The sequence below is a fragment of the Candidatus Dependentiae bacterium genome (assembly GCA_020431705.1).
Taxonomy (GTDB): Bacteria; Babelota; Babeliae; order Babelales; family Vermiphilaceae; genus JAGQHQ01.
Genome location: JAGQHQ010000004.1, coordinates 1 through 26,791, shown reverse-complemented (window position 1 = coordinate 26,791; position 26,791 = coordinate 1). Strand labels below are relative to the sequence as shown.

At 34.6% G+C, this 26,791-nt stretch carries 23 protein-coding genes; 5 read left to right on the top strand and 18 right to left on the bottom strand.

Features of this window, described 5'->3' with window-relative positions; all coding sequences use genetic code 11:
• Nucleotides 1–126 precede the first annotated feature (126 nt).
• Nucleotides 127–372 carry a hypothetical protein gene (locus KC460_01915; protein MCA9770103.1) on the top strand — a complete coding sequence of 82 codons (246 nt, stop codon included), beginning with the start codon at nt 127–129 and terminating at the stop codon, nt 370–372.
• A gap of 74 nt (nt 373–446) precedes the next feature.
• Here the strand turns inward: KC460_01915 and KC460_01910 are convergent, their stop codons facing one another.
• From KC460_01910 to KC460_01855, 12 genes are all read right to left on the bottom strand, one after another.
• Nucleotides 447–2,351, bottom strand: a complete 1,905-nt coding sequence (locus KC460_01910; protein MCA9770102.1) for an ABC-F family ATP-binding cassette domain-containing protein — start codon at nt 2,349–2,351, stop codon at nt 447–449.
• A 31-nt stretch (nt 2,352–2,382) separates the two neighbouring features.
• Nucleotides 2,383–3,717, bottom strand: a complete 1,335-nt coding sequence (locus KC460_01905; GenBank protein MCA9770101.1) for a hypothetical protein — start codon at nt 3,715–3,717, stop codon at nt 2,383–2,385.
• 145 nt (nt 3,718–3,862) lie between these two features.
• Nucleotides 3,863–4,552, bottom strand: a complete 690-nt coding sequence (locus KC460_01900) for a hypothetical protein (protein ID MCA9770100.1) — start codon at nt 4,550–4,552, stop codon at nt 3,863–3,865.
• A 124-nt stretch (nt 4,553–4,676) separates the two neighbouring features.
• Nucleotides 4,677–6,005, bottom strand: coding sequence for an HlyC/CorC family transporter (locus tag KC460_01895; protein MCA9770099.1), 1,329 nt, complete (start codon nt 6,003–6,005; stop codon nt 4,677–4,679).
• A 13-nt stretch (nt 6,006–6,018) separates the two neighbouring features.
• Entirely contained in the window at nt 6,019–8,217 is a 2,199-nt protein-coding gene (rpoD, locus tag KC460_01890) for an RNA polymerase sigma factor RpoD (GenBank protein ID MCA9770098.1), read from the bottom strand.
• Nucleotides 8,198–10,030, bottom strand: a complete 1,833-nt coding sequence (dnaG, locus tag KC460_01885; protein ID MCA9770097.1) for a DNA primase — start codon at nt 10,028–10,030, stop codon at nt 8,198–8,200. Before dnaG ends, rpoD begins: the two co-directional genes overlap by 20 nt.
• 7 nt (nt 10,031–10,037) lie before the next feature.
• Nucleotides 10,038–10,811 (bottom strand): prolipoprotein diacylglyceryl transferase, encoded by a 774-nt coding sequence (locus KC460_01880; protein ID MCA9770096.1) that lies wholly within the window; start codon nt 10,809–10,811, stop codon nt 10,038–10,040.
• A gap of 33 nt (nt 10,812–10,844) precedes the next feature.
• A complete protein-coding gene (locus KC460_01875) occupies nt 10,845–11,798 on the bottom strand; it encodes a hypothetical protein (GenBank protein MCA9770095.1) in 954 nt (317 codons plus the stop codon).
• A 161-nt stretch (nt 11,799–11,959) separates the two neighbouring features.
• Nucleotides 11,960–12,526, bottom strand: a complete 567-nt coding sequence (locus KC460_01870) for a hypothetical protein (GenBank protein MCA9770094.1) — start codon at nt 12,524–12,526, stop codon at nt 11,960–11,962.
• Nucleotides 12,527–12,698: 172 nt separating this feature from the next.
• On the bottom strand, nt 12,699–13,262 hold the full coding sequence (locus KC460_01865; protein MCA9770093.1) for a hypothetical protein: 564 nt from the start codon (nt 13,260–13,262) through the stop codon (nt 12,699–12,701).
• A gap of 192 nt (nt 13,263–13,454) precedes the next feature.
• Complete coding sequence (mnmG, locus tag KC460_01860) at nt 13,455–15,287, bottom strand: tRNA uridine-5-carboxymethylaminomethyl(34) synthesis enzyme MnmG (GenBank protein ID MCA9770092.1); 1,833 nt, start codon at nt 15,285–15,287, stop codon at nt 13,455–13,457.
• Between the two features lie 111 nt (nt 15,288–15,398).
• On the bottom strand, nt 15,399–16,166 hold the full coding sequence (locus KC460_01855) for a hypothetical protein (GenBank protein MCA9770091.1): 768 nt from the start codon (nt 16,164–16,166) through the stop codon (nt 15,399–15,401).
• A 179-nt stretch (nt 16,167–16,345) separates the two neighbouring features.
• Here KC460_01855 and KC460_01850 point away from each other — a divergent pair, with 179 nt between their 5' ends.
• Nucleotides 16,346–17,410 carry a phospho-N-acetylmuramoyl-pentapeptide-transferase gene (locus KC460_01850; GenBank protein ID MCA9770090.1) on the top strand — a complete coding sequence of 355 codons (1,065 nt, stop codon included), beginning with the start codon at nt 16,346–16,348 and terminating at the stop codon, nt 17,408–17,410.
• Here KC460_01850 and KC460_01845 read toward each other — a convergent pair.
• Nucleotides 17,396–18,700 (bottom strand): APC family permease, encoded by a 1,305-nt coding sequence (locus tag KC460_01845; GenBank protein ID MCA9770089.1) that lies wholly within the window; start codon nt 18,698–18,700, stop codon nt 17,396–17,398. The two genes, KC460_01850 and KC460_01845, sit on opposite strands and share 15 nt — an antisense overlap.
• 100 nt (nt 18,701–18,800) lie before the next feature.
• Between KC460_01845 and KC460_01840 the strand changes: the two genes are divergently transcribed.
• The 3 genes from KC460_01840 to KC460_01830 all read left to right on the top strand — a co-directional run bounded on the left by KC460_01840 (nt 18,801) and on the right by KC460_01830 (nt 21,953).
• Nucleotides 18,801–19,202 (top strand): hypothetical protein, encoded by a 402-nt coding sequence (locus KC460_01840; GenBank protein ID MCA9770088.1) that lies wholly within the window; start codon nt 18,801–18,803, stop codon nt 19,200–19,202.
• A gap of 108 nt (nt 19,203–19,310) precedes the next feature.
• A complete protein-coding gene (locus KC460_01835) occupies nt 19,311–20,615 on the top strand; it encodes a hypothetical protein (GenBank protein ID MCA9770087.1) in 1,305 nt (434 codons plus the stop codon).
• A gap of 189 nt (nt 20,616–20,804) precedes the next feature.
• Entirely contained in the window at nt 20,805–21,953 is a 1,149-nt protein-coding gene (locus KC460_01830; GenBank protein MCA9770086.1) for a leucine-rich repeat domain-containing protein, read from the top strand.
• 1 nt (nt 21,954) lies between these two features.
• On the opposite strand, the gene KC460_01825 is transcribed toward KC460_01830, so the two are convergent.
• From KC460_01825 to KC460_01805, 5 genes are all read right to left on the bottom strand, one after another.
• A complete protein-coding gene (locus tag KC460_01825; GenBank protein MCA9770085.1) occupies nt 21,955–22,716 on the bottom strand; it encodes an RNA methyltransferase in 762 nt (253 codons plus the stop codon).
• A gap of 25 nt (nt 22,717–22,741) precedes the next feature.
• Nucleotides 22,742–23,872 carry a tRNA-guanosine(34) transglycosylase gene (locus KC460_01820; protein ID MCA9770084.1) on the bottom strand — a complete coding sequence of 377 codons (1,131 nt, stop codon included), beginning with the start codon at nt 23,870–23,872 and terminating at the stop codon, nt 22,742–22,744.
• 35 nt (nt 23,873–23,907) lie between these two features.
• Complete coding sequence (locus tag KC460_01815) at nt 23,908–24,573, bottom strand: queuosine precursor transporter (protein ID MCA9770083.1); 666 nt, start codon at nt 24,571–24,573, stop codon at nt 23,908–23,910.
• 88 nt (nt 24,574–24,661) lie between these two features.
• Nucleotides 24,662–25,585 carry a UDP-N-acetylmuramate dehydrogenase gene (gene murB / locus KC460_01810; GenBank protein ID MCA9770082.1) on the bottom strand — a complete coding sequence of 308 codons (924 nt, stop codon included), beginning with the start codon at nt 25,583–25,585 and terminating at the stop codon, nt 24,662–24,664.
• Between the two features lie 2 nt (nt 25,586–25,587).
• Entirely contained in the window at nt 25,588–26,547 is a 960-nt protein-coding gene (locus KC460_01805; GenBank protein MCA9770081.1) for a rhodanese-related sulfurtransferase, read from the bottom strand.
• Nucleotides 26,548–26,791 lie beyond the last annotated feature (244 nt).

Genomic DNA, 26,791 nt, shown 5'->3' with positions numbered 1-26,791 from the left:
ATACGCTTGTTTTTACACGTTTTGCAGAATTAAAAAGATATTTTGTAAAAAAATGTTTACCAAATACAAAGAAATGATTATCATAGTTTCTGACATAGTACATAAACCCTATGGTGAGGATGAGCCATGCTTGTGTTATTACAAACAAGTGAATTATTTGATTTAATAGAGCTTAAGTTGCTACAGTTGTTGAGTACATTAAGTGCGGCTGTATTACATGCAGCGTATGACGATGAAGATGATGATGACTTTGGCCCATCACAGAAAAAGAAATCAAAAACCCGGTCTGAAGATGAAGATGAAGATGAAGATGATGATTGGGATGATGACGAATATGATGATTGGGATTACGAAGATGAGGATGAAGATTAATATATTAATAAAATCACTTGTATAACAGCGAACAATTTGTGCCGGCTTTAGTGTCGGCACTTTCACTATTAAATCTATCGATGCAGACTTTCCCATTCATCCATTGTAACTTTGAGATCTTGTTTAAGTTTTTTTAATTTTTGTTGTGTATCAGCAAACTTTTTTGTGCCGTATGCAAGGTTAGCAAAGCTATACCCAACAGTATCAATTTCTTTTTCGAGTTTTTCTATTTTTCGTTCGAGTGCACTGATTTTCTTGAGCTCTTCTTTAGATAAAAGTTTTTTGTTATTTTCTTTCTTTATTGCTGTATTAACATTGTCTGGTTTTTGTTTTTGCTCGGTTGAGCCATAACCCATAGCGTTGTTTTTTTGACTTTTTGTACACATATTTTTTTGATACAAATATTCTTCGTAATTGCCCTCATATACAACAGTACCACTTTTGCTCAGCTCAATAATATGCGTAGCTAATTTATTAATAAAATCGTGATTGTGAGAGACAAAAAGTAGTGTTCCAGGATATTGATTGAGCGCATTGAGGAGAGTTTCTTTTGATGGAATGTCTAAGTGGTTAGTGGGTTCATCAAGTAAAAGAACATTTGCATTTTGAAGGAGTACATTGACCATACCTACGCGATTTTTTTCTCCACCACTCAAAAAACCTACTTTTTTCTCTACATCATCGCCACTAAACAAGAACGCACCCAAGAAACCTCGTACATTGTTTCTAGATTCGGGCGGACAGCGATCTTCTATGTTTTCAAGTATAGTTGCATTAAGATTAAGTGCTTTCGTTTGATCCTGATCAAATATAGCCGTTTTTACGTTGTGACCTAATTCTATGCTGCCAGTTTGAAGAGGAAGCTTATTAACAATCAAATTGAAGAGGGTGGTTTTACCAATACCATTAGGTGCAACTATGGCAATTTTTTGACCGCGTTCTACATCAAAACTAACATTTTGAAAAATTTTTTTATCATTAAATGTATGAGCAATATTTTTAACTCTGAGAACAATTCTACCAGCACGTTGGACTGGCGGAAATTTAAATACCATTGTTTTTAGTTCTGGTGGTAAAATAATTAGCTCAATTTTTTCTACGGCTTTGAGCATACTTTGTGCCATTGCCGCTTTGCTTGATTTTGCACGAAATCGCTCGATGGTACGCATCTTACGCTTAATTTCTTCTTGTTGTTGTTTATGTGATTTTTTGAGTAATTCTAGACGCTGTTCTTTTTCTTTTTCATATTTTGAAAAGTTACCTGTATAGAAGCTACCTTTGCCCATTTCAAGTTCAAGAATAGTATCTGTAAGTTTGTCAAGTACATAGCGCTCATGGCATACAATCATAAAACCAAAGTCTACTTGTTGTAAAAATTCTAGAAACCAATCTTTAGCAACAATATCCAAGTGATTAGTTGGTTCGTCGAACAAATAAAAATCAGCTTTTTTAAGCAAAAGTTTTGCAAGTACCACACGCATTTTCCAGCCAACGCTCAAACTGTTTATTGGTTTATCAAATTGTTCTTGGGTAAAACACAATCCCATCAAAATTTTTTTTGTCTCAGCCAATGCCTTATTAGGATCAAATTCTGCAAGTTGTTCTTGAATTTCAATATAACGATCAATGATTTTTTGATCAGCATTAGCACCATGCTTTTCAAGCAATGGTTCAAGTTTCTTAGCTTCTTCTTGTATGGTAAAAATAGTTTCAAATGTGCTGAATGTTTCTTGTAAAATAGTTTTATCTGAATTTAATACTACTTCTTGTGGTAAGTAGGCAATTGTTTTGTTTTTTGCTTTGGCAATGGTGCCACTATCTGCTTGGCTATATCCAGCAATTAGCTTAAGGAGAGTTGATTTACCAGAGCCATTACGACCAACTAAACCGATTCGTTGGTTTTGATCTATGTTAAATGAAACATTATCGAAAATTTTTTGTGTGCCAAATTCAAGGCATAGTTTATGTACTGTAATCATAATAAGCTTTAGTATAGCGAAAAAATTGAGTTTATCCGAGCATTATTCGTTCTTCAGGATAGGTAAATTCAGTTTTTCGTGGAATACTGAACAATGCTAAAAAAAAGGCTAGACTACCAACACGACCAAGCACCATCGTTGTGATGATAATATGTTTGCCCCAATAAGAGAGATTTTGGGTAATGCCAGTTGAAAGGCCGAGAGTACCAAATGCGGAAAGAAGTTCAAATAACATATCTATAAATGGTTTATCTGAGTCTGTTAGCAATAATAAGAACATAGCGATAAGGAGCCATGCAAGGCTGAGAGCAATAATAGAAAGCGCACGATCCACTTGATCTTTGGCAATTTTTCTTCCGTACAAAGAAACAGAAGGTCTACTTGCAATTGCCGACTTAACTGTAGAAAAAAATACGGCAAACGTGGTGGTTTTAATTCCAGAACCGGGTGATCCGGGAGAAGATCCGATAAAAGTTAGTACCATAAAAAGAAAAAGGCTTGCATTGTGTAAATTTGCTACATTAACGGTAGTAAAACCAGTACCGCGAGAGGCTACTATATTAAATAAAGCATTAATCGAGCTTATAAAGGGTGATAAACCACTGAGTGTATTTTTGTATTCTACAAGTAGAAAAAGAGTAGTGCCTAAAAAGACCAGTGTAAAAGAAATGAAAAGTACTAGTTTTGTATGTAGTGAAATAACAAATCGTTTTTTTTTTCGCCATTGGCGTAGCCCGCGTATAATTTCGTACCATGCCAGAAAACCTAAACTACTCGCAAAAATGACCAAAGTCATGGGGATAAGCATTAATGGAGATTCTTTATAGAGTGCAAAATTATTTGGGAATAATGAAAAGCCGGCATGGCAAAAACCAGAGGCTGCATGAAAAGCAGATAAAAAGAGGGCGCGCCCCAATGAATAATCATTACGAATGACATAAAAAATAGACACTGCGCTGATAAGCTCTAGCAAAAGGGTAAAACCCATAATAAAAAAGATAACGTTTTTAATATTTTTCCATGAGTCTAGGTCGAGTAATTGTCCAGCCATGAGCTGAGTGCTGAAATTAAGTCTGAGAAAAAGAGACATTAGAAAAAGTGTCAACGTTACAATACCTAGTCCGCCAATCTGCATAAGTATCAAAATGACTGTGTGACCAACAGTGGTAAAATCAGTTAGGGATACCGTTAAAAAACCAGCTACACAGGTAACTGCTGTTGAGGTAAACAGCAAGTCTATCGGGGCCATGTATACTTTGCGGCATATGGGCAATGAAAGAATCAGGGCACCGATTATAATTGTGGTAATCACTGACAATAATAAAATTCGTGCGGGAGAAAAATGGGCGATCCTTATGGGCGCCATAACCTATGCTCCTTATAAAAAATACAGTAAGATATACTATTTATGCCATTCTTGCACGCTTTTTTTATAACGTATCACATACGATACAAATGAAAAGAGGTTTCCAAGACGGGGAGGAGCCATTGACTAGATAATATACTTACTCTTAAAGAGACTTTCTTAATTTTAATATCTGTACAACAACAATTCTTTCGAGTTGCTGCCTTAGTCGTTTTTCTAGTATTTCTTTTTCTTTACCCTTAAATGCGTTGGCGGCGATTGTGGCAATATTGGCAACAATATTAGTGATGTTTTGAGTAACATTCTCTTTGTTGTCAGGGTCTTGGACGATTTTGATAAAACTATTGAGTACTGAGGGAGCTGCTTGTAAAACAAGCTGCGTTGTTTCTTCTATTGGATCCCCTTCCGGGCAATTATCGCATTTTGTATTATCTTGTTCGTTGCTTTTTGGTTGATTTGCATGTTCGGAGCAATCACATTTTTGTTTGTCACATACGCAACAGCCCTTGTTTTTATCGTCATCTTTTTCTTGCTGGTTACAACTGCATTTACTTTGTAACTCATCAACAATGTCTATTTTGTCGTTACATTGGTCACAGCAATTTTCTATACCTTTTTCTTCATGAATGTGTTCATGGTTATCATGACGTTCGTTATAAACTGCTCTTTTACAGTGACACTTTGTTTTCATACATTGATGACACACTCTTTTTTTCGAACTATCATTTGATGATAGATCTATAGTTTTTTGTTCAACTATATCCATCGATTGCGCACATACCATGTTAGAAGATAATAACGTGACAAGAAGGTAAAATAATGCGATATATTTCATGGCGGCTCCCTTTTTGTAGATAAAAATATACGTAAAATCTGTCACTAAGCGTATAAAAAATGGTCGCATTGGAGCAACAAATAAAGACTAGCGGTTTAAATGTATATGTGCAACAGGTATTATTTTATTTTTCAAAATTTTCTATATCTTCATCATAAGTGCCGTTTTTGTTTTCAAAAATAAGAACTTGAAAAACACGTTTTTGACTTGCTTTTTGTACCTGTAGATAAAAATGTTTGTACAAAATCCGTTCACCTTTTTTAGGAACATGTTGTAATTGTTCGGTAAGAAATCCGCCTAGCGTTGTGGAATCCTCTGTTTCAAACGTGATACTTAGAAGGGTTTCTAAGTCTTCAAGTGGAATGCTCGCATCAACAAGCCAACCACCTTGCTTAAGCTGAATAATCTTTTTGTCTGTAGGTTCATGCTCGTCGCTAATTTCACCAACAATTTCTTCTAACACATCTTCTAGCGTAATTAATCCTGTTATGCTGCCATGTTCATTAAGTACAATAGCTAGATGCAGGTGCTGTTGGCGAAATTCACGCAATAGCTGGTTAACCTTCATAGTTTCTGGCACAAATAAAATGGGACGAATAATATCCTTGAGTGGTTTAGTTTCTTGTGTGGCTTGTAAAGCAAATATATCTTTAAGGTAGACCATTCCAATAATATTATCGATAGTATTTTTGTATACAGGTAGACGAGTAAAATAGTGCTTAATGAACATATATCTAATATCATTAATTGTACTATGTGCATTCACAGAGACAATATCTGTGGCAGGAACCATTATTTCTTTAATTGGTGTGTCACCAAGCTCAAAAATATTTTGTAACATTTGTGTTTTTTCTTGTTCCATGATACCACGTTTCGAAACATGCTCAATTAAAAAGCGAATTTCTCTTTCAGAAGATACCCATTCGCTAGTGCTTTCCATTCGGCGTTTGCTTCCAGTTTTTGCCATAACAAAATCTGAAAATTGTAATAAAAGAGAAACAAGTGGCCGGAATAACAAATAAACAGTATTGATTAACCATAATGTAGATCGAAATAATCGATCGCTTCGGTTTTTTGCGATATTTTTTGGCAATATTTCCCCAAAGACCAATATGGCAATGGTGGCAATTGCAATACCGGCAGAAAAACCAAGCCTACTTGATAAATCAAAGTGTGCAAAGATTGTTTCCATGATGTGTGTTGCCAAGGCTGCACTGGTTACATCGGCAAAACTATTAGCGATCAGTATCGTTATCAGTACCCTGTGAGGATGTTTTTCCAGTGCGTGAAATAATCGTGCATAGTGCTCAGTTGACTGTGCTAATTCCTTTATTTTGAATAACCGTAGTGCAGTAATACTTGTCTCTAAAAAAGCAAAAACAGCACGAGCACACAGTGCGATCAAAAAAAGTAATGCTGGTACTAACAACGTATTAATTGGTACGATCTCCATATACTAATTCACCTTATTCCATTGATTCATCTGATGATGTTTGTTCGTCAATTTCTTTTTCAAAAAATGTGCGTAATCGTTTGCTACGAGAAGGATGGCGTAGTTTGCGTAATGCTTTTACCTCAATTTGTCGAATACGTTCACGAGTTACAGAAAAGTCTTTACCAACCTCTTCTAGTGTGTGTTCTGAAGCAACATCAATTCCAAAACGCATTTTGAGAACTTTTTCTTCACGTGGTGTCAATGATTTTAGAACTTCTCGTACGCGCTCTTTTAAATCATTAGTTGTGACGGTATCAGATGGAGAAAAATCATTTTCTCCCTCAATAAAATCCTTAATAAAGGCATCTTCGCTGTCGCCAACCGGTGTTTCTAGTGATATTGGTTCTTTTGATATTTTGATAATATTTTTAATTTTTTTCTCATCAAGATTTAGCTCTTTTGCCAACTCAGTGTGTGTTGGCTCTCGGCCATGTTCTTGAATGAATGTACGTTTTATTTTATTTATCTTGTTGAGTGTTTCTACCATATGAACTGGTACACGAATAGTACGAGACTGATCTGCAATTGCACGAGTGATAGCCTGCCTGATCCACCAGGTTGCATAAGTTGAAAATTTGTATCCCCGTTCAAACTCAAATTTTTCTACAGCCTTCATCAAGCCGATATTTCCCTCTTGAATAAGATCAAGGAAATGTAGGCCTCGATTAACATATTTTTTTGCAATATTTACAACTAATCTTAGATTTGCTCGAGCAAGATTATCTTTAGCTATTTTGTCTTTACGCTGACTGGTGACAAATTGCCTATAATATTTGAACATATCTTGGAGTGGTAAGCCTACTTCAAGCTCAATTTTTTTGATACTTTTTGCAGCCATTCGATAATTTTTTTCTAGTTCTTCGATAAATATTTTTTGCTCTTTATTTGGTTTTTTTATTTTTTTCTGTTCTGCTAATTGTCTATCAGTAGAGCGAATAATCAGCTCTTTTTCTCTGATTTTATTAACATATTTTTCAAGTCGCTTACCGAGTTTACGGATAAGTTTATTGGAAAGCTTAATAGACTTGATAGTATTGCTAATTTCTTGCTTATTTTGTTTAACCTTATCAAGCATTTCCTGTTTTTTAGACGCAGAATCAAGTTTGTTTCGATATGATGAATAGATCTTTTCTTCGTTGCCAATGAGTGTTTTTATTTGTGCTATTGTTGCAAGTAGACTTTTTTGTTCTTTATCTATTTTTGGTAAATTTTCTTCATCAAACTCAGAAAACTGAATAACATCTTTAAGTGGAAGACTTTGTTTTTCTAATCTGTCAGCAATTGAAACGAATTCTCTGTGAATAAAAGGAAAACGAGAGAGTGAATCAATTGATTCTTGCTTGCTACTTGAAATTTGATTTGCAATTTGTGTTTCTGTTTTTTTGTTCAAAAGAGGTATTTTTCCGATGTCACGCAAATAGCACTTTACAGGATCAGTGATTTGTGCTGCTGGTGTTACAGTTCCTAGCTCTTTACCCTCTGGATCATCTTCGTCATCATCTTCGTCATCATCAATAGAATCCTTTAGTCTAGACTTTAAGGTTGCGGGGTTTTTTTCAGCTGATTCTTCTTCATCCACCCTAATGGACTCGCTTTCAAGTTCTTCTTGCATTACTAGATCAATATTTTCTTTTTCTAATCGATGAAGTAGTTCATTAACTTCTTTTTCCGGTAGATGATTTTTTTCGCTAAATTCAATAATTTCTTCGTATGCCAGAACGCCTGATCTTTTTCCTTTATCAAGTAATTCATCGAGCAGTTCTTTTTTAAGATCTACTCCTTTGAACATGATTTTTTTCTTAGGTTCTGATTTTGAGGGTGCTGTTTTTCGTGATGTTGATTTTGATTTTTTTAGAGTTTCAGCTGCTTGTAATTTTTTTATACGGCTCACTTGCTTTTTTATTCCTGCAATTTTTTTAGCAGTTTTTTTTGTCTTTGCTGAGGATGTTTTTTCCACTATTTTGAGCTTCTTTGGAGTATATTTTTTCAGTGTTTTTTTTGTTGCAATCTTTTTTTTCACTGTTTTGCCTGTTGTGACTTTTTTGCGAGTATGTGCGCTTTTTTTTGATATATTTTTGGACTTTTTTTTCGGTGTCTTTTTTGTGCGTGTTACTTTTTTTTCACGTGTTTTTTTATGTGTTACCTTAGTATTATTTTTTTTGCGTGTCATCTGAATAGTACCCCTTATTTATTAATCTATTTGTAGCATCGTGATATAGCTTTTTTAGTTTTTCAAATTTATTTATCAGTTGAGCAACAAGCTTTTTGTCACCTTGTGAACGTGCTTGTTTTATTTTTACCGTAATATCTTTTACGATACGTTTCCAATGTGTTTTTTGCAACTGATTCGATAATTGTTTAAATGTTGCTTCATCGATTATCTCATTTGATTCTAGACACAACATACTTACCACACGTTTCTCTCGTTCTTCAAGTGTATCGAAAAAAATAGTAAAAGTGATATCTGATTTTTCTTTCTGTATCTGACTTAATTTCTTGAGAATATCACGCAACGGATACGAAAGATGACTAGTCAAATAGCCATTATTTCTTTCGTTAAGCAAGTATATATTGTTCATTATAGCAAAAAATATCTTTTTTTCCAGTAGTGGTATCTGATCGAGTATATCAATAAGGGAGTCATTTTTTTGTATAATTTTTTCAGCAGCGTTGTTTCCTGCTGAATGGGCCGTGGTGGCCCTAATTTTTTTTTGTGCACTTTTAAGTTCTCGATAAAGACTCTCAAACGGTATTGCGAGTACTTTTGCTGCTTTATCAAGCAACAGGTCTTGTGTGAGTGGATCGATAATTTTTGCGATGATATCGGTAATAGTTCGTGTTAATTGGACCTTTTCACTGAGCGATTTATTAGCAAAGCCATGTCCTACTGTTTGTATAAAAAATGTGAATATATCTTGGGATTTTTTTATATAGGATTCAAGTTGTTGCTTTTTCTCCAGTAGTGATGCTGGATCTTCTTGTGACGGCAGTGTGATCACATGTAGCTCAATATTGGTTTGCCAGCATAGCTGAGTGAGGCGCAGTAATGCCTGTTGACCTGCATTGTCACCATCATAAAGGACATATGCCTGCTGTGCGTGCCGCGAAAGTTGATTTAAATGCCTTGCCGTGCATGCAGTGCCCAGCGTCGCTACGGTATTGTTAAAGCCGTTTTGCACCATTGCGACACAATCTGTATAACCTTCAACCAAAAAAACTTTTTTCGTTTCCTGTATACTTTTTTTAGCCAAATCAAAGCCAAATAATAATGAACCTTTATTGAAGTGTTGGTTTTCTCGTGAATTATAATATTTTGCACGAGTGTCATGTTTTTTAAAAATTCTCCCACCAAAGCCACAAGGTTGGCCAATATGATCTTTGATTGGAAACATAAGCCGATCTTCAAATGGGCTGTATAAAACGGTTTTTCCCTGGGAAAGTATGTTTGCTTCTATGAGATCGTGTACCAAGATATTATGTTTGGACATTGTATGAATAAATGATTTTATTTCTTGCAGACCCCCTGGAAAGTAGCCAAGCATAAAGTAATTAATACTCTCTTGTGTAACGTTTCGCTTTTTTAAATAATTGAGTGCGATGGGTGATTTGACTAATTTGTAGTGGCACCAACGTGCTACTTGTTCGCATAAGTGAGCATATTGTTGTTTTTCTCGTTTTGATTCAACTTTGATATCTGTTGGTAAATGGATACTATGATGTTGTGCCAAATGTTGAATAGCTTGTAGGGGTGTACATTGCTCTGCTTTGCTAATAAAAGTTATTACGTCCCCACCCGCATGGCATCCAAAACAATAAAAAATCTCTCGATGAGGACTTACAGTGAAAGATGCAGTCTTTTCAGCATGAAAAGGGCAGACTCCTTTCCAATACATACCCGCTTTTTTGAGTGCAGTGTACTGGCTTACGACTTCTAAGATAGTAACATGTGATTTTACAATGCTAAACGGATTTATTTCTGGCATATTATTTTTAATTCTTTTTTTTATTAATTAGTGTAAGCAGCAATAATATACTAGCAATAAAAAATATACCAAAAGCGATGTATTGATGAATTGAAAAAAGATGAAAAAAAGCGTAAAACTCTCTATCTCCACGGAAAAAATCTATGATAAAACGTTCGCTACTAACAAGCATTAAGTAACTATAAAGTACTTGCCCTGGTTTTGTGACTAACTTTTGTGTGATGAAATACATTAATAAAAAAATGAAAAACAACCCAATAGCGCTATACAGTTGTGTTGGATGTAGCGGAATGCATAGTGGTGCAAAGGCATCATGATGTGTATATGTGATATTCCATAGCAATTGAGTTTGTGAGCCGTAGCAGCAGCCAGCAATAAAGCAACCAATACGAGAAATTGATTGCAAAAGTGGTGCATGTAGAGCAACTAGATCACAAAAGGGTAGGATGGGTATATTTATTTTTTTTAGATACATAGGTAGGAAGAATGCGATGGATATAACGGTACCAAGTAACGAGAAGCCACCTTCCCATATTGCAAAAATGTCATACCACCGTGTGATATATTTCCAATCACTTATTATGAATAATATACGACCGCCAATGATACCAACAATTGTTCCAATTGAAAGTACTTGAATAAAACTGTCTTTACTAATCAATTTTTCACGCCATGGATGTCGTAAGGTGAGCCAGGTAAATATACCCAAGCCAATAGCGATCATTACGCCAAAACTATTAATAGAAAATGGACCGTAAAAATGAATAAGTTTTCTGTACATGCTTATTACTATAAAAAAAAAGCTGTTGTTACGCTAGTCTTCTTCTCTTTTTTTCTGAGGAATTGTTTTTGGCTTTGGCCATTCTTTCTTTTTTTCATATGGCCATTGGTAGGTACTTTTGACAATTGATGGAATTACCCGGCCGTTGGAACATAGCTGGTTGGCAATAGTCACGTGATATGCGTGGAGATAATAATAGCATGCAATTTTAGTAATAAGCTCATGGGGTAATTTTGAATAATAGCTTTTCTCAAAATTTTTTTTCTTATCTTTGTTTTTTGGATTTAAAAATGGTGAGATTTGATCGGGGGTTCTGTAAACTAGAAATTGAGTAGTATTAGTTCTAGATAGATGTGGACGTTTTTTAACCTTAGATCCCACCTGCTGTAAATAAGAACTTCGTGCTGGCAATTTTTGTTCTAAATAGTTTAATAACTGCTTACCATATTTAGAAAGATTTTGGTTGGTTCTCATATTATAGTAAAATTTTATTTCCTCAATTAATACTATTCCATTTGGTGCTAATATTTTTTTTGATTTTCCTTGTTCAATTTGTTCTCCGTTAATCAAATAAACTGGTTCAGTTTCTTGAATTTGATTTGTGACTGTAACAGGTATCCAATCGAATTTTTGTTTTTTGCTTGTATCAAAAATAATTTTTGGCTGTTCAAATTCAAGTGGAGGAAGAAACGCGCCGCTTGTATTGCGATTAGTTTGTTTGATAGAAGCAAAAAAGATTATGTCGTGATCAGGGTTTATTTTTACTTTTTTTGATTGTAGCCGATTCTGAACTAATTTGCTAGTAGCCTTAGGAGCGATCTGTAATGTGTTATTGAAAATAAACATGCTCTCCGGTTTACCAGCAGTTACCTCTGTGTCATTTACTAAAATGGTTTTATAGAAATTTGTTTCTTGATTTTTTTTTGTTTCTATTTCTTCATAATGAATTTGAACAAGTCTTCTTGTTGGTGTTATCTTTTGCTCCATTGAACAAACTGGTAGAGCAATGCTAAATATTAAAATGTTTTGGAGGACTTTTTTTGTTATCAAGAGTACAATTCCTTTTTGTTGCCCCCCTTCCCAGGTATACAACAGCTATCAAAATAATAAGAAAAAACGCTTAAAAGCAACAATTTTGGAAAAAAATTCTAATTTCTTTGCAATGCTTTTTTATTTAATTTGATGCGTTTTTTGTCGTGCCAGCAAAAAGTGAGTTCTCCATTTTCAATGTTGTCTCGAGTTACATCAATTTTGATTATTTCTTTTCCTTGATACAGTCCTTTGGCAAAACTATATTCATATTCTGCTTCTACAATATTGTTTGTTGTCATTATGGTAATTTCTTGGCCAGATTTAATAATTATATTATTTATGCGAATGCTAAATGTTGGATAATAGGTTGTGCCAAAATAGGTATATCCAGTCATATCTTTGGTAATGCCATTTTTTATGGTGATTGTTTTTGTTTTTTCTTGTAGTGTTTTGTTTGTTATGTTCACGGAGATTTTATGTTTTGTTGATTTGTTGGATGTTGTGTTAGGAAGATCAGAAACTATATGATGGGAGGCAGGCTGAAGGCTTTTTTTATGATGTGTTATTTCTTTTTCTATAATAAACTCCATTTTTCTGTCTGTTGTTGATAGAGCAGACCTATCTACTGCACATAAAAGAGGTACACTCGTAACGTATACCATCAATGCTATTTTTTTACGCACGCCAATTCCTATTTTTACTGTTACTTACTTATTATTTTTTGAGAAAGTATAGCATAGTTTGAAATAAGATCGTATATAAATAATGCATGTTTTTGAGTGTGCTGATGATGTGCATTTGTTGATGTATAAAAAACCCGGCTTTTTAAGGCCGGGTTAAAAATTATCAATTTTTTTAGTATTGCTCTGGATCGATAATAGTAATTTTTGTACTGCGAGTTGCAGCTGAAAATTCAGTGAGATATTCGGCTGTTCCATTGTTGCCTTCCCATAAGTCATATTTATCTACAAGATCAATAATAACATTGCTAATATCAATATGACCTTCATGTCCGTCAACAATAACTAAATCTTCTTGATGAATTTCGTATGAAAAAATAAGGTGACTTTTAATAAAACGGCCAATTTTTCTCAAGAAAAAATTGAGTTCAAAGATAGGGTGAAAATAATCTAATCTTCCAACAATAGTTACTGTACATTTTCCGTTAATCACTGGTACTTTTGCCATATGTCCTTTTTTTATGATTTGGCCATTTACCAATACTTTACATGTGTCTATTAACAGATTCAAGCTTCTAATAATTTTTTCAGAGTTAAGTTTATGTAAAGTAGTTATATCATTCTTAAAAGTAACCATAGGAATGGTAAATTCTGTATGTATGGGCCTTACTAAAGTTGACAATGAGATTGCACATATGAAAACAAGTAAAAAAATCTTATTTAATATCATTTTTTTCATAATTTTTCCTCATGGTGGTAGTATAATAACTAAGAGAGGTAGCAGTGCATGGCCACTGTTTTGATTCGCCTCCGACATGCTTAATAGGCCGACTATCACTATAGCATATCAGGACTATAACCTCAAATGGTACCTCAATAGTGTGATTTTAGCGGGTATTATTCCATTTCTATTTGTGAAGAAAGCGCTATGTCAAGATTCTTGATTTATATGCTTGTTTGTGCTGGTATGAATTTGTCGTACCTTAAAAATGAGTAGAGAAATCGCTGCCGGTGTCATACCTGGAATAAGGGTTGCCTGAGCAATTGTTTTTGGTTTGTTCTTAGATAATTTTAACTGTAATTCCTTGGAGAGACCAGGCGTATCTGTATATTTAAATGTTTTTGGGATAGTCAATTTCTTAAACTGTTCGTACTTTTTTATTTCATCTAACTCTCGTTGTATATAGGGCGCATAGCGAATTTCTGCATGAATATTTTGCAGGCCTCTTCGTGAAATTGGTTGATCAATTTTTTCCTGTAAAGAATTGATATCATATTCTGATTGACCATATAAACGCAGAAGTTGTGTTGTATTGTGTCCATTGCGTAATGCTTGCAGGGTGTTATGTACAATTTCCTTTTCTTGGCAAAAGTCTGTGTATAATTTTTGATCAATAAGTCCTAAATTATGTGCTTTATCGGTCAAGCGTAAAAATGCATTATCTTGACGTAATAATAATCTCCGCTCTGCACGCGAGGTAAACATACGATATGGTTCATCAACACCCATGGTAACTAAATCATCAATCATCACGCCTATATACCCAAGTGTGCGGTCTATAATAAATGGTTTTTTGCCAGTCGCTTTCAAGTGTGCATTAATACCAGCGATAATACCTTGTCCGGCTGCTTCTTCGTAACCAGTTGTTCCATTAATTTGACCAGCCAAAAATAAGCCGCTAACTGTTTTTAATTCTAGAGTATGTTTTAACTGATTTGGTAAAACAAAATCATATTCAACTGCATATCCAGGTTTTGTAATCACTGCTTGCTCAAATCCAGCAATTGTTTGTACATACTCTTGTTGTATTTCTAGGGGAAGTGATGTTGAAATACCATTTGGATATACTTCTTGGCAATGAGCACCTTCGGGTTCTACAAAAACATGATGTGACTGTTTGCTTGGAAATCGAGCAATTTTATCTTCAATAGATGGACAATAACGTGGTCCAATGCCAGTAATATTACCACTGTACATTGCAGATAAGTGCAGATTTTTTCTAATAATTTCGTGAGTACTTTTGTTGGTATGTGTAATGTAACAAGGATGTGTATTTTTAGTTTTGTGTGGATAAAATTCAAACAATTGGTCAAGATTGTCAGCCTCTTGATATTCCATTTTGCTAAAATCAAGGCTTGATTGTAACAATCGCGGAGGTGTTCCTGTCTTTAGTCGTCCCATGCTTAGACCAAGTGATTGCAAAAAAAGTGATAAATGTGTGACAGCTTCTTCTCCACGTCTACCAGCTGCATAATGTTTTTTACCTACGTGAACTTTTCCATTTAAAAATGTGCCAGTTGTTAAAATAACGTTTGTTGAATTGTATGTACCACCATCCTCTGTTTGAATGCCGGTTACAATGCGTTTATCATTTACAAGTACTTTTTCTACCTTGCCGCTTAATACTGTAAGATTTTCAGTTTCACATATTTTTTTTTTGCTTAGCTGATTGTATGCATATTTATCAATTTGCAAACGGAGTCCTTGTACAGCAGGTCCTTTGCGTGTATTGAGTATGCGAGCTTGTAAATACGTTTGCGTGCATAGCTGTGGCATTAAGCCGCCAAGCGCACTAATTTCATATACTATATGTCCTTTTCCTACACCACCAATAGCAGGGTTGCATGGCATAAGGCCTATTTTTTCAACATCGAGTGTAACTAGGAGTGTTTTAGAACCCATTTTTGCTGCAGCATAAGCTGATTCTATGCCAGCATGACCACCACCAACAACAATAACATCAAAGTCATAACCAGTATTCATTTTTGATATCCATAATATAATAAAAGAGCCGAGAAGTAATTTCCCAGCTCTTTTATTAGTCTACGAATAATACTGTTTTATAGCAAGAAAACACCATTTACCCCAACTTCTTTACTTACGACGCAATCTACGGCGAAGTACACCAAGCATTCTAGCGCTTACTTTTTGTGTATCGTATTCAGCCTTTGCTTTTTTAAGTTCTGTGCGAACATTAGCAATTTTTTCAGCGGTTTTTATATGTCCAGCATTTATAAGCGCTGTATGAAGTTTCACCAATTTGTTATTAAAATTGGTGAATGTTTCAGTTGAAGTAATTCTTGTTATCACGGGTTCTAAATCAGCTTTAAGATCAATAGCATTTTTTTTAGGCAAGTGTTTTATTAATACAGTATGTACTTTAGTAATATTTGCTAGCATATCTTGTACAAGGTCGCGAGCAATTTCTAGTGCTATTCTGAACGTTCCTGTTGCAGATGTAAGTTGTCTATCAATAGGATTAATGATGTTTTCTTGTAGTTCTTTTATTTTTGCGGAGAAGTTATCAACATGTACTCCATATGATTCTGTATTTTTGTCATCAACAAAGTTCAATAGTAATTGTACTGCATCATCAAATAGGAATTTTATTTTTTCTGTGATTTCATGTGTAAAAGCAATTTCTGAGTTGGTGCATGTAGTGCTACCAGTTTCTTGGCCTATCGGTGCCCTGGTAATTGGATCTATCACTGATACTTGGGCTGAGCCTGTATGTGCCGCAGCGAGCACTACCGTCTTTATATTAGAAGTAACTGTTATCATACCAAACATGCCAGATGTTGCTGTCATACTGAGTAAGCCAATGAATGCATATTTTTTTGTTTTTAAAGCAACGATTCTCATAGCAAAAGCTCCTAAATTAGGGGTAAAATTCTTATACTGGTGAAACTCTTCTTGCATGTTAACAGTTTAAATGAGAGGCTGACGAAGTCAAATGGTACTCAAAAATATTGATTTAATCGGTTTATCGCGTATCATTTTGGTATAAAAATATTTATATTCTAAGATGGAAATTTTTTGTCATGTTATATTATATAGCGCTTTATTTAAGATTCTATTTATCGAGTTTGAATGTTATTCATTATGTAAGTTTTAGGGCTATTGCTTCATTATTAACGACCTTATTGCTTTCTTTTATTGTAGGTGATTGGTTTATAAAAAAATCAAAATCATTTTTTCGATCAAAAGCACGTCCATGGACACCAGATAATCACAAAACAAAAGATGATATGCCGACTATGGGAGGATTATGGATTTTGTTTGTAGTATGTATAAGTATACTATTATGGAATAATTTAGCAGATCTACGAGTGTGGATTTTTTTATTTTGCTTGTTGGGTTTTGGCGCAATAGGCTTTTGGGATGACTGGAGTAAAATACGGAGAAATAAGGGTATTTATGCAGTAAAAAAATTTAGTCTGCAACTTATTACATCATTTATAGCAATTAGCGCGGCATTGTGGTTTGGTGTTATAGATACTACAATTGTTTTTCCTTTTTTTAAGTGGTTAATGCCAGATATTGGTTTATTTTTTATTCTGTGGGCGATTTTTGTAATTGTAGGTACCAGCAATGGAGTAAATTTGACAGATGGTTTGGATGGTTTGGCTATTGGTTCGTTGTTGCCGAACTTTGTAATGTTTTCGCTTATTGCTTATCTAGCAGGCCACGCTACTTTTGCATCATATTTACAAATTCCGTTTGCTGGAAGTGCAGAAATAGCAGTCATTAGCGCAAATTTAGTTGGGGCTTCACTGGGTTTTTTATGGTACAATACATATCCTGCTCAAATTTTCATGGGTGATGTTGGTTCACTTGCTTTGGGGGCTTGTCTCGGGCTAATTGCGTTAATGGCAAAACAAGAATTGTTGTTGCCTATTACCGGTGGTTTATTTGTTGTAGAAACGGTTACTGTTGTAATACAAGTTTTATCTTACCGGTTACGGGGCAAAAGGGTGTTTAAAATGGCGCCGATTCATCATCACTTTGAGCTACTCGGATGGCAAGAATCAAAGATTACCACTCGCTTTGGTATTATTTCATTGATACTCTGTTTGCTTGCGCTAGTTTCATTAAAGTTGCGTTAATTTTTTTGTTGTAACAAACATGATAGCACCAATTGCTAGCAGTCCTATGAATGCAAATAGTGGAGTCATTCCAGAGGTGAAAAAGTTTTTTAGGCAAGTAGCAATCAGAACTGAACAATTAACTAAACCGAGTATTGGAATCCATGCTGATATGCTTAGTGTTGGACGATTTATTTTAGCAATAAACAATGCGAGTACGCTTAGTGTATAGGCAAGTACACAGCCAAGAGCAGCAACTTGTTGCAAGCCCACAGTAGTGCCTTGTGTAAAAATAAAGTAGGTTGCGCAAATTAACCCCTCAACTAATACACATGCAAATGGAATTGCGTGTTTGTTGAGCGTGGTAAAAAATGTTGGAAAAAATGTATGATTGTTTTGCGCAAGTGTATACAAGTTCCAATTGTTACTAAAAATAATTCCATATGCACCACCTAATGCCGAAGAGGCAATGGCAAGGTGCAACATCATATTGAGTTTGCTTGTAATAACTACTTTTAATGGTAAAAGTGTGTTAGTTAATGCTGGAAATGCAAATAAATAACTACCCGCATCGGTAAGAATTGAGCCAAGACTTGTGTAAAGAACTGTTTGATATAAAAATGCAATCAACACAACAATCCCATATGAAATAAAAATAGCTAAAGGTCCATTTCTGTGTGCATCTTTTATTTTATTACTCAATGAACAGCTTGCTTCAAATCCTGTGGTCGCATACAATACAAGGGGTAAACTTGAGGTAATACCAGTCCATACAAAATTTGGTGTTGTCACTGATTTATTAAAAATTAAAAACAGGCCAGTTAAAATAGCAAATGTGATAGGCACAGATTTAAGCCCCATAAATAATGCTTGAATATAACTGCCGGTTTTAATATTTAGCATATTGCATGTCACAAAGATGCTCAAAATACATCCGTCAAAAATAAGAGGGTGAATAACTGCAAGTGGAGGGATTAATTGTTGAATCAGATGTACTGATGCATGCATCATTAATGTTGCAGATGCAAGTTTGCCAGTAAAATAGCTCCATGAACTAATAAAACCCGCAAATGAATTTATTTCTTTTTGTGCAAAAGTATAAAAACCACCTTCAGGATACATATTTACTAAACGAGCAATAGAAATAATTAGTGGAAGCAAGAGTGTGCCAACAAGTAAATAAGTAATACCACCTAGCGATCCTGCTCTCTTTGCAAGTTCTACTGTGTTTATAAAAATACCAGCACCCATCATAATGTTGATATTAACAAGTATTGCTGCGGGTAATGATAATTTATGATCTTGTGACATGTAATTATTCCTTTGCTAAGAGTGATTGCAGTATTGTTATAAAAAAGATAGCAAACTGTCCCACAAAAACCAGGTATTGTTGTTTTGTGGCATGGCGGCAATGTTTATTAAAAAAACCCTATCAAGCATAATATTTAAGGTTGATTTAGGTGTGAACTTACCAAAAATAGAAGATCTAGAGCACTCTAAAAAAGAGTTGCATACAATACTCATGAAGCAAAGAGATGATTGGCTTAAACCTGCCTCGGCAAGAGAATATTATGTTAATATTCGTAACGGTCAGGGGAGAACGCCGCTGGTGAATTTTGTGCTTTCAAGGTTTTTATTGTGTAACACATTTAAAGAACATCGTTTAATGGAAAAAGAAAAAATTATTTTTGCTGCTTTTAAAAAGCTGGGGGCAGTACCGGATTCTCAAAATGGGCGTGATATAGATGATACCAATTGGATTTGTGAGCAAATTACTGATCCGAAATGTTGTGAGCTTCTTGGAATTAAATAGCTCATAGTAAATGAGTCGCCGATAAATTGTTGCAATGTGATTTTATTTGTTTACAATGTCTCTAATTCAAATGTTTTTTATCTTAAAAATAATCGTTAGGGTTGGGACATGTTTAATCGAACTGTATTATTTTTTGTATTGTGTTTTTCTATTCAACTTGCAGCGATGCAAAAGTCTAGAGTTGAAACGAGTAATCAACAAATAGGAAAAGGCGCTTGTTTACGTGTATTTACGTGTGGGCAGTGTGGTGTTTTTCCAACACTTGCGCAGCGCACGGCTTTTTTTATTGCTCAGCAATGTATGATTCCAGATATCGATAAAAAAACTCAAGAAACGATTAAAGCGCTTGTTGACTGTGACATACAGGAAGGTGAGACTCATCAAGATGCATGCGAGTTTGCTTTCAAGAAAGAAAAAGTCAAAAAAATAAATAAAGAACGGAAGTATTATCAGCGCGCTTTGATCGCTATTGTTAATGATATTATTGAAAATCATATGCCAAAAACATTGACACCACAAGCAAAGGCGCTTGTTTGCCAAGAAGCTATGAGACCGCTTTATATAACATGTAAGGTGAATAAGGTTTATTTTCCCGGAGAAAAATCAAGGCTCACAGGGCTGATAGGGCGGCCGTTTACATTTAAAGAGGTAGAGTCTTTGCTTGGGAAAAAAATGGCTATAACCTTAAATTATTCTCAGAAAAAAGTGCTAAAAGTCCCAGGCGCAGTGCATGTTGGCTGTTATTGCGGAATTAATGATGTTGAAAATGCGCACGATGCCCAAGAGTTAAGCTTATGTTGTGCGAGTTCACTTGTAGAAAGCCCCGATATCAGCAATTATGCTAGTATTCAACATTTTTCCTGTGCGGGCAAAGGTTTAATTCGTCTTTCTCCAACTATTTCTCGATTAACAAATTTAAAAATACTGATTTTTCTTTATCTTGGTTTAACAACATTACCGAAAGATTTTTTTAATTCATTGACTTCTCTTGAGGGTGTAATGATTGGATTTAGCAAGAAGTTTAAAAAAATTCCCTCAAGTATCGGCAGATGTGTGCGTTTGCGTTCTTTGTCAGCTTTTAATAATGCAATTGAAAAGATTCCTCGTGCAATATTCAAACTGCCAAAACTGGGCAACGTGGATTTCAAGGATAACTATATCTCCAGAGTTCCTGAAGAAACGGTTGATTTTGTGAGCACAGAAAATTTTTTGGATGGATATTCAAAATTTGCTGTTTCTTGCAACCCTTTGCAATTTGTTCCAGAAAAAGAAATTGACCCGAGTAAATTGAAGATCAGTAAAGTTGATTACTATGGCTTGTGGAAGAAGCCAATTATCTCGCATAACAAATACGAAATGGCATTTCCAAAGCTTTTTCAAGATATTCTGAAATTTTTATCTAAAAAATATTAACTGCTGTATATAATGCAATAAAGCCAGAAACAGAGGCATTTAAACTTTTAGTATTGCCAGACATTGCAAGGGTGAGTTTTTGCTAATACCTTCTTATATTAGTGATTATTGCAATTTTACTATCTTTAGTTTATTTTTTACACAAGTCTTTATATTAAAAAATAAATTTTTGTTTTGGGGGGTGGTTTTATGACAAATAAACTTAGCTTGTACATGTTGTTTTTTGGTGCCAGTTTTTTTAGTTTTTTTTATGCAAGTCAAGAAACTATTGAAAATAAAAGCAGAAATAAAGAGGTTGTATCTCGCTGCGATAACTGCAATCCAGCTCCACTTACTGTTTTATCCGCAAGTAAATATCTCAAAGAGTTGGATATTGTAGACCAAATTAAAAAAGATATCTTACAACGGCAAGAATTTAATGACATATTAGAAACGGATAATGAATTACAGGGATTTGATTTTAAAAGTCCACTGTTTCATAATTTGGCCTCCATGCTAGGTATGAAGTTAAGTGTTCAGTGCAATAATTTTATGCAAGATTTGAGAAAAGAGCTTTTGGAATGTGTAGATACAACAATGGAAGAGAAGAATAGCGAGTCTTATAATCAGGATATAAGAAATCTTGTTTATATAGAGGCCTTAAAGCAAGTATCATTTTTTCTAAAAAAGAAAACATCTGTTTTTGACAGTGGGATTCAGAACTGTTTTTTTAGGGGTCAGATCCCTAAATATATAACAATAGAGGTACTAAAAACACAGAAAAATAAATCCTATGTTCAGGACAGTGATTTTTTGGATACTCTTTCAGTTAATCATCCTTTATTGGGCTGTTGTTGCGGAATAACTCAAGATTTGACGAGCAAGACTGACAAAGCAAAAAAGCTTGGTATATGTGAAAAAATAAAAAAAATCAATATATATGAAACTCCGGTCACAAATATTTCATCAGAGTTAACTGCATTTAAAAATTTGCAACACCTATTTATTACCAATAGTTGCTTGGATAAAATCCCAGAAGTCATTTTTTCTCTAGCGGGATTGAAAACACTATGTATATTTGGTGCACAGCTAAGAAAAATTGATGAGCGAATAAGTAATTTAGACCACTTAAAAGTTGTAAATTTCTCAAAAAATATGATTTCAAAAATACCAAAATCAATTTTGTTAATGAAAAATTTAGTGGAATGTAAGGTCAGAGACAATCCGCTTGAAAAGCTTTCAAAAGATAAAGATGCTGATTTTTATGGACTTTCACATTATGAGTATCAAGTGCTAGTTAATCTACCAATTGTTCCGTATGTATTAAAAAAGCACGATGCGGTACCCTTTTACCAGTAGATTATAATGTTAGATACAATGCGATAGATCCTGCAACAGCTGCATTTAAACTTTCAGTATTACCGGGCATAGGTAATGTGAGTTTTTGTTCACAATCATCAATCCATTTTTTTGCAATACCATGAGCTTCGTTACCAATCACTAATAGTGAGTTTTTAAAATTAAGCTCTTGAGGTTTATTGCCACCAAAAACAACGAGTGCACAGAGTTTTGTGTTGCCTTTATTTTTTACTAGTTGTTCCCAACTCAGTTGAAAAATATCAATTTGAGCTAATGTTCCAGCACTTGCTTGTACTACTTTTGGGCTAAACGGATCAACTCCATCAACAATAACGACATGTTGAGCATTCATTGCTGCAGCCGATCTAATTAGTGTTCCCATGTTTCCGGGATCAGTGATATTTGCTAAAACCAAACCTGGAGAATTATTTTGGTGATTGTGCTGAGCAATTTTTTGTGTGTCAGGCTGTTGTGGTAGTTCAAAAACACCTAAAATATTACTTGGTGTTTTTACAGAACTCATTTTGTACATGACAATATCGTCAACTAATGTGATTTTATCTGTAGAAACTAATTCATGTACCCTGCGCTGTGTTTTTTCTGTTACATACATATGCACAAGTTTGTAATTGTTAACCAATAATGTGTTGCAGACTCTTAAGCCTTCGGCAATAAACTTTTTTTGTGCATAGCGTTCTTTTTTTTTGTGTAGCGCAGTAACGTTTTTAATATCCTGATTTTGGCGAGAACTTATTTTTTTCACAGACTTAACTCAGTTTTTATTTTTTTTATATATCATTATCCATAATTTTTTTACGATAATCAGCCATCAGCTCAACCATAAAATGCAAATTATGAATAGTAGCAAGTGTATAGCCGGTTAATTCTTTTGCTTTAAATAAATGATGTAAATACGCCATTGTATAATGCTGGCACGTATGGCAGGTGCAATTTCTATCTACAGGATCGAAATTTTCCTTGTTGCTGTAATGCAGAATTTTTTTGTTTCCTTGCCAGGTGAATAATAAACCATGACGTGCACAACGTGTTGGATGTGAGCTGTCAAAGGTATCAACACCAAAGGTAATACATGCTTGTAGTGATGGTAAATCTCCAATACCAAGTAAATGATTCGGTTTATCTATAGGTAACTGTGGCATAGTAAATGAAAGAATCTCAAACATTTCTTCTTTTGTTTTTCCCAAGCTGCCGCCTACAGCAAATCCATCAAATGGCAATTGCGTTAAGTAATCACAACTTTTTTTTCTCAGCTCTTTATCAATACCACCATGTATAACTGCATACATTGCCTGTTTGTTTAGATTTTGCAAATGCGTATCGAGTGAGCGTTTTTCCCAGCGGTGGGTGCGTTCAAGTGAATTACGTAAATTCCGTGGGTTTATGTGATAGGGTGGTAGTTCGTCAAATGGAATAATAATATCTGCACCCAATTCTTTTTGTGCTTGAATTGATATTTCTGGTGTTAATAAAACTTTTTGTCCGTCACGATATGACCGAAATAAAACACCGTCTTCAGTGATTTTTATCACCGAATTGTTACCTGTTTTCTTACCCTTGCTTTTGAGTTCATCTTTGACTGTACCATAGGCCAAACTGAAAACCTGAAACCCGCCAGAATCAGTAATAATTGGTTGGTTGCGATTAATAAACTTGTGTAGGCCCCCTGCTTGAGCAACTGTTTTAGTTCCTGGCTGAAGCATCAAATGATACGTATTACAGAACATCAGCTGTAAACCGATGCTTTCTACTATACTGCTGTCAACTCCCTTTAATGTTGCATTGGTTCCTACACCAACAAAGTTTGGAGTATCAATAATGCCATGTGGTGTATAAATGCGGCCAACACGAGCACGAGATTTTTTTGATTGATGAATTAGCTCAAAGCGAAAGTAGCCCATAATATTTTATATAATTTTTTACGTATTAATGCGTGCTATTTCTGGGGAATTACTACATATTTTGAAAATATCAAGAACGGCCTCGTGATGAGCATAACTACTATTTTTATCGTATAGCTGACCACAATAACCTGCCCTATGTGATCTATGATACCATAGAGGCCTAAAAAGCTGAAGAGAATGGTATCTACAAGCTGCGATATTATAATGCATGAGGTGTTTCTCAGAAGTAAATATTTACCACCAAATAGCTTTCTAAGAAACGCATAAAGCAATGTATCAAGATACATAACACTGGTATAAACGGTAATTGAAGCAACAGCAATACGGGGCATAAAATGCAGAATAGGATAAAAATGCTGTTGCATGATATCATGCGTTGCTGGAGTATATAGCAGATGTATTTGCGATATAACCGTGTAAAAAATAAGCAAAAAAAAGCTTATTTTTACAGAGTTTTGTGCTTCTTTTGTACCGTAGTACTCTTGTAATAGATGAAGACCAAAAATGGATCCAATCATAAAGGCATCACTCGCTGTTCCATTAAAGCCAAAAAGGGTAATTTGTTTGACAACAAATAGGTTCGCCAAGATGCTTTGAGCAGCAATAAAAGCAATGAGACAATGCTTACCAAGCTTTAATGCTATAAGAGCCGCTATGGAAATTATAAGGGTGTGAATAAGCAAAAATAATTCATTCATAGTGTTATGATAACATTTTTGGAAAAAATGAGTATAACACTACAGAAATTTAGTAGTTTTACATTATTATGATAGTGAAAAACTTGTGTTATTTATAAAGCGGATACTTTTTGAATCCAATCAAACGGCATTCTGGCTGTGGTATGATGCCAAAATTATCGTATACAAGCATCTGCATTTTTTTAGCAAGGTTAATGATCTCTTTTGTTGTTGCTCCGCCACTATTGACTAACATATTTGCGTGCTGATATGAGACAATAGCATTACCAAATTTTAATTGACCTTTTACGCCAATTTTGTCCAAATAATACGCAACCCAAATTATTTTTTTGCCGTTCCATGTTAACGTAACTTCATTCTCTTTAAAGTTTCTAAAAAAGCTTCCGCATGTGTGTGATGTTGGATAACGAGCTGCTCGATGACGAGTAATTTCTGCACGGCGGCCACGTGCATATGCAGTTTCTAAATCGATTACTTTTTTTAGTGCAAATGTTGCATTGAGTAAATAATAATCTTCTTGATGGAGTGTTGATTGATTATAGCCAAAATGGAGCCATTTTTTATCAACATTAATAATTTTGCCAGTTGTTTTATTAATTACCCGTGCTTTAACTAAAAAATGTTCAAGCAAAAAATTGAAGTAGTGTAAGTTGATATATACTGATCCACCAACTGTACCAGGTATGCCACTGAATTCTTCTAGGCCAATTAAATTATTATCTAAACAATACTCAATCAGATCATGCATAGTTACTCCTGCACCAGCCGTAACAAATGTATTTTTTGTATAGATTTTTTTTAATGCTGGTCGAATAACAAGCCCATCAAAGCCATCTTCAGAAATTAATACATTGGCACCACTACCCAAAATAAAAATGGGTAGATTATTTTTGTGTGCAAACTCTAATGCGTACCGAAATTCTTGTGCTGTTGCGGGCTCGGTAAAAAAATGCGCCGGTCCGCCAGTTGCAAACCAATTTTTATTTTTGAGAGGAACACGTTGTTGAATCATTTTCATGATTCGTAATTTTTACTTTTCGTAGGATCTTGTTCCTCGAAGCTGCTTTCGTAAGAGACTCGAAGTTGCAACGGACGAGTTTCAACTTTTTTTTCTACCAACAGTTGCTGACATGTTGCTCCACACGTGTTTTTATATTTTTCAATGCAGTTGGTACAGCAAATAACATGCTTATTGCATAGTGCATTAGCGCAATTAATGTAATTATCATTAGGCTTACTACATAAAGAGCAACTACCCAAAATGTCGTCATTAATTTTTATTGTAATACGACTGTCAAATACATAATTTTTGCCGCGAAAAAAACCATTGGGAAATTGTTCAACATAACGATGTATACCGCCCTTAATTTGAAAAACTTCTTTTGCTTGAGTTTTTTCTTTTACATAACCAGATGCGCGTTCGCATCGTACACCACCGGTGCAAAACATTAAAATTTGTTTATCTTTAAGTTCTTGAGCATGCTCGTCGACATACTTAGGAAATTCACGAAAATGTTTGGTGTTTGGCTTTATAGAACCAATAAAAGTACCAACATCAGATTCGCATTTATTACGACAGTCAATAATAATTAAATCATTAGGTTTGTTGGTTAGTAATTCGTGAGTTTGTTGTGGAGTTAGATATGTACCACCCTGTTTAGGAGTAATTTTTTCTGGATCTATGCCAAGGTTAACAATTTCATCTCGTAATATGACTCGCATGCGAGGAAAACAATCAGCACCACCGTCACTTTCTTTAAAATCAATGCCACTAAAAAGCTCATGGTCTTCCATGGCCTTTTTATATTTTTCAGTTGCGTCTTGTACACCACCTACAGTGCCATTAATGCCTTCTTTAGCAATAATGATACGACCTTTTAGGCCAAGCTCTTCACACAGGTGACGTTGCCACTTTGCAATTGAACCTGGACACGAAATATCTGTATATTTATAGTACAGTAAAATTTTCCCCATATTCAAACTCAGAATTTACTTTTGGTTACAAAGAAGTTTGTCAATATGTTCGGAATTATAACAGAATTTTGATAAAACGTCGATATTACATTTGACGAGCGAATTGTGAAATTAAAAAATAAGTAAAAATAGAGTAGGCTAGCTTCGTTTTTTGGAAAAAAAAGGAGCTAGCCAATGCTAAAAAGCATAGAAGAAGTTTACTACATAATTGACGAAATTGTACAGAACGGAATTACACAAAAAT

Bases quoted from the DNA above. Each gene is read 5' to 3' on its own strand.
- rpoD (MCA9770098.1), bottom strand. From the start codon at position 8,217: ATGACACGCAAAAAAAATAATACTAAGGTAACACATAAAAAAACACGT.
- KC460_01865 (MCA9770093.1), bottom strand. From the start codon at position 13,262: ATGAAAAAAATGATATTAAATAAGATTTTTTTACTTGTTTTCATATGT.
- KC460_01900 (MCA9770100.1), bottom strand. From the start codon at position 4,552: ATGAAATATATCGCATTATTTTACCTTCTTGTCACGTTATTATCTTCT.
- KC460_01910 (MCA9770102.1), bottom strand. From the start codon at position 2,351: ATGATTACAGTACATAAACTATGCCTTGAATTTGGCACACAAAAAATT.
- KC460_01830 (MCA9770086.1), top strand. From the start codon at position 20,805: ATGACAAATAAACTTAGCTTGTACATGTTGTTTTTTGGTGCCAGTTTT.
- KC460_01915 (MCA9770103.1), top strand. From the start codon at position 127: ATGCTTGTGTTATTACAAACAAGTGAATTATTTGATTTAATAGAGCTT.
- KC460_01875 (MCA9770095.1), bottom strand. From the start codon at position 11,798: ATGGAGCAAAAGATAACACCAACAAGAAGACTTGTTCAAATTCATTAT.
- murB (MCA9770082.1), bottom strand. From the start codon at position 25,585: ATGATTCAACAACGTGTTCCTCTCAAAAATAAAAATTGGTTTGCAACT.
- KC460_01895 (MCA9770099.1), bottom strand. From the start codon at position 6,005: ATGGAGATCGTACCAATTAATACGTTGTTAGTACCAGCATTACTTTTT.
- KC460_01805 (MCA9770081.1), bottom strand. From the start codon at position 26,547: ATGGGGAAAATTTTACTGTACTATAAATATACAGATATTTCGTGTCCA.
- KC460_01820 (MCA9770084.1), bottom strand. From the start codon at position 23,872: ATGGGCTACTTTCGCTTTGAGCTAATTCATCAATCAAAAAAATCTCGT.
- KC460_01855 (MCA9770091.1), bottom strand. From the start codon at position 16,166: ATGAGAATCGTTGCTTTAAAAACAAAAAAATATGCATTCATTGGCTTA.
- dnaG (MCA9770097.1), bottom strand. From the start codon at position 10,030: ATGCCAGAAATAAATCCGTTTAGCATTGTAAAATCACATGTTACTATC.
- mnmG (MCA9770092.1), bottom strand. From the start codon at position 15,287: ATGAATACTGGTTATGACTTTGATGTTATTGTTGTTGGTGGTGGTCAT.
- KC460_01815 (MCA9770083.1), bottom strand. From the start codon at position 24,573: ATGAATGAATTATTTTTGCTTATTCACACCCTTATAATTTCCATAGCG.
- KC460_01835 (MCA9770087.1), top strand. From the start codon at position 19,311: ATGTTTAATCGAACTGTATTATTTTTTGTATTGTGTTTTTCTATTCAA.
- KC460_01850 (MCA9770090.1), top strand. From the start codon at position 16,346: ATGTTATATTATATAGCGCTTTATTTAAGATTCTATTTATCGAGTTTG.
- KC460_01840 (MCA9770088.1), top strand. From the start codon at position 18,801: ATGTTTATTAAAAAAACCCTATCAAGCATAATATTTAAGGTTGATTTA.
- KC460_01880 (MCA9770096.1), bottom strand. From the start codon at position 10,811: ATGTACAGAAAACTTATTCATTTTTACGGTCCATTTTCTATTAATAGT.
- KC460_01845 (MCA9770089.1), bottom strand. From the start codon at position 18,700: ATGTCACAAGATCATAAATTATCATTACCCGCAGCAATACTTGTTAAT.
- KC460_01905 (MCA9770101.1), bottom strand. From the start codon at position 3,717: ATGGCGCCCATAAGGATCGCCCATTTTTCTCCCGCACGAATTTTATTA.